3 protein-coding genes and 1 pseudogene are annotated in these 2,803 nt (G+C 72.9%); all 4 read right to left on the bottom strand.

Annotated elements, in window-relative coordinates:
• A pseudogene (locus tag NKF06_RS20315) lies at window positions 1-96 on the bottom strand (adenosylcobinamide amidohydrolase); the annotation flags it as partial.
• Window positions 89-1,111: a threonine-phosphate decarboxylase CobD gene (gene cobD / locus NKF06_RS20310; RefSeq protein ID WP_253246432.1), complete on the bottom strand. Its 1,023-nt coding sequence runs from the start codon at window positions 1,109-1,111 to the stop codon at window positions 89-91. The gene cobD and the pseudogene NKF06_RS20315, both read right to left, overlap by 8 nt.
• On the bottom strand, window positions 1,101-2,138 hold the full coding sequence (locus NKF06_RS20305) for a nicotinate-nucleotide--dimethylbenzimidazole phosphoribosyltransferase (protein ID WP_253246431.1): 1,038 nt from the start codon (window positions 2,136-2,138) through the stop codon (window positions 1,101-1,103). The genes cobD and NKF06_RS20305 overlap by 11 nt, the downstream gene beginning before the upstream one ends.
• Entirely contained in the window at window positions 2,129-2,722 is a 594-nt protein-coding gene (locus tag NKF06_RS20300; RefSeq protein WP_253246433.1) for an NTP transferase domain-containing protein, read from the bottom strand. The genes NKF06_RS20305 and NKF06_RS20300 overlap by 10 nt, the downstream gene beginning before the upstream one ends.
• Window positions 2,723-2,803: the final 81 nt, after the last annotated feature.

The raw sequence follows: 2,803 nt of genomic DNA, 5'->3' as shown, positions 1-2,803 counted from the left end.
GGCCCGCGACTCGCCGCCGGCGTAGCCCGTCGAGAGCCAGCGCGTGTCCGGGCGGCGTAGCCGACAGACGCCGTCGCGGCGCGTCGCCTCAAACATCGGTGGCGACGGCGGCGAGCGCCCGGAGTAGTTCGTCGTTCTCGTCGGGGCGTTTCACCGCGACGCGGACGTGCGAGTCGAGCGTCGGAAACGTCGTCGCGTCCCGGACGGCGACGCCGTGGTCGCGGGCGGTCTCGACCACCGCGTCCACGTCGCGGTCGCCGACGTCGAGGAGGAGAAACGGCGCGTCCGATGGGTACACGTCGAAGGCCTCGGACAGCGTCTCACGGAGTCGCTCGCGCTCGTCAGCGACGCGCTCGCGGGTGCGCGAAACGAACTGGGCGTCGTCCATGCAGTACGCGCCGACGGCGGCTGCGGGCGTCGAGAGCGACCACGCCCGTCGGGCCACGGCGAGTCGGTCGCCGAGGTTGCCGGTGGCGACGGCGAAGCCGGCGCGGATGCCCGGCAGGCCGAACATCTTCGTCAGCGAGCGAGCGACGACGACGCCGGCTTCGCCCGCGAGGCTCGGTTCGTCGGTGAAATCGAGAAACGCCTCGTCGACGACGAGGACCGTGTCGACCTCGCGGCAGCGCGCCGCGAACGCCCGGAGGTCGGCCGCGGGCGCGAGTTCGCCCGTCGGGTTGTTCGGCGTGCAGACGACCGCGACCGCGTGGTCCGTGGGGTCGGCGTCGAGAATCGCGTCGTGGGCGACGGGAACCGGCTCCGCGCCCTGCAGGCGAACCTCGCGGTCGTACTCCCCGAAGCTCGGTTGAGGGACGAGCGCGGTATCGCCGGGTGAGAGCGTCACCTCGAACGCGAGTCGGAGGGCTTCGAGGCCGCCCGCAGTCGGCACGACCGCCGCGGGGGCACAGCCGACGTAGTCGCCGGCGACCCCCCGGAAGTCGGCGTAGTCGTCGTCGGGGTAGCGGGTCGAAGCGTCGAACGCCTCGCGGAACACCGCCTCGACGCCGTCGGGACGCTCGGGGTTGGTGTTCGCGCTGAAGTCGAGGACGGTCGGGTCGGTCGTCCCGCCGTGAGGGACGCGGCTCCCCGTCCGAACGGACTCAGGGTCCATCGTCGATGTCGGCGTCAACCTCGGCGTCGGCCGCCGCGGTCCCGGTCTCGACCGCGTCGGGGTCCAGCGTCGAGAGCACGTCGAGCGTGGCCGCCTCCACGTCGTCGAGGACGCCCATCCGGTCGGCGAGCATGAGCGCGCCGCCCATGCCCGCTCCCTCCTTGGCCTCGCCCGCGGCGTAGCGGTCCAGCGGGTGCGTCTCAAAGCCGGGGGCGGTGACGGTCAACTCGAGGTCGAACGCCTCGGCGGCGTCGGCCAACTCGGACACGTCGTCCGCGAGGTACGAGGTGGTGGCGAGCGTCAGGTCGCCGTTCGCGCCGGCGTGTCGGGCGAGCGCGGCGGCCGCGAGCAGTTGCGTTCCGCCGCCGAGCGTCACGTCGATGCCGTTTTCGAGCGCGCCGACGGTGAGTCCGGCCACGACCGGAAGCACCGGATCACCGAGGTAACGGGCGGCGCGCCGGGGCTTGTGGGCCGCGAAGCCGGGTTCGACGTCGCTGGCCTCGAACGCCTCGGCGACGACCTCCTCTTTCAGGCTCGTCGGGTTGTCCGGGAGCGACGACGAGACGGGGAACTCCTCGCCGAGCGCGCGGAACACGGCGAGCGCGGTGGTCGTCCCGCCGGGGACGGTCTCGCCGATGACGAGTTCGTCCTCGGGGAGCGCGAGGCCCATCCGCCGGGCCGCCTCGAACGCGCCGGGCGCGGTCGGGACGGGTTCGCTCTCACGGATATCGCGGCCGGGGCGCGCGCCCACGTCGATGGTCGGCGCGGCGCTCGGCTTGGCGAGGCCGGCGTCCACGGTGAGCACGTCGAACCCGGTGAGTTGCTTGACGGCGCGGGTGACGGCCGCGGGCGTCGGACAACCCGTCGGACTGACCGGCGTCACCGGCGAGCGGACTGGCTCGCCGTACTCGATAATTTCGGCGTCGGCGCTCGGTGTGTGACCGACGAGCGACGGGTCCGCGCCGGCGGCGCTGATGCCGGGAATCTTCGCCGTCTCGGTCGTGCCGGCGACGAGGACTACTCGCATCGGTCCTCCGCGAGCGCGATGTCTGTCGGACGGTTCACGTTGAGTGCGAGTCTGGTGTCGGTGGAGAGGTACATGGTCGGATGAGTGTCGGTGTCGGTGTCAGTAGGGGTTCCCGCCTCAGCGTCCGCGGGACCGACGACGCCCAGCCCGGTCGGGCAGACGGCGGTCCCCTCGTGGTCGAAGACGAGCGCGTCGTCGACGCTGGCTCCGAGGGCTCGCTTCAGTTCGACGGGGACGCACGCGGTGGCGGCCCCGCCATCGGCGGCCGAAACGACCGCGTCGACGTGCTCGGGAGCCACGAGCGGCAGATCGGCGACGACGGTGACGACCGGTCGGGTGACGCGGTCCAACGCGAAGCCGAGGTCGGAGACGTAGCCGTCGCCGGGGGCCTCGATGGGGTCGAGACCGAGGTCGGCGGCGCGGTCGCGAGTGTTCGGCGTGTGCGGCGAAGTGACCGCGCGGACGCTCTCGACGGACGAATCGCGGAGCGCCGCGGCGACCCGGTCGAGCATGGGTCGCCCGCAGATGTCCACGAGCGGCTTTTCGACCGGCGCGTCGAGGCGGGTGCCGCGGCCGCCGCACATCACGAGAGCGTCCACGTCACCACCCCCACGTGGACGGCGCGGCGCGGGCCAGTTCGTTCGTCGCGCCCAGCAGGTCGCCAG

The organism is Haloferax sp. AB510 (assembly GCF_024136985.1).
GTDB lineage: Archaea > Halobacteriota > Halobacteria > Halobacteriales > Haloferacaceae > Haloferax.
This window is presented reverse-complemented; position numbering and strand designations above follow the sequence as displayed.

Excerpts from the sequence above, each read along its gene's own strand:
- cobD (WP_253246432.1), bottom strand. The coding sequence starts at position 1,111 with ATGGACCCTGAGTCCGTTCGGACGGGGAGCCGCGTCCCTCACGGCGGG.
- NKF06_RS20305 (WP_253246431.1), bottom strand. The coding sequence starts at position 2,138 with ATGCGAGTAGTCCTCGTCGCCGGCACGACCGAGACGGCGAAGATTCCC.
- NKF06_RS20300 (WP_253246433.1), bottom strand. The coding sequence starts at position 2,722 with ATGTGCGGCGGCCGCGGCACCCGCCTCGACGCGCCGGTCGAAAAGCCG.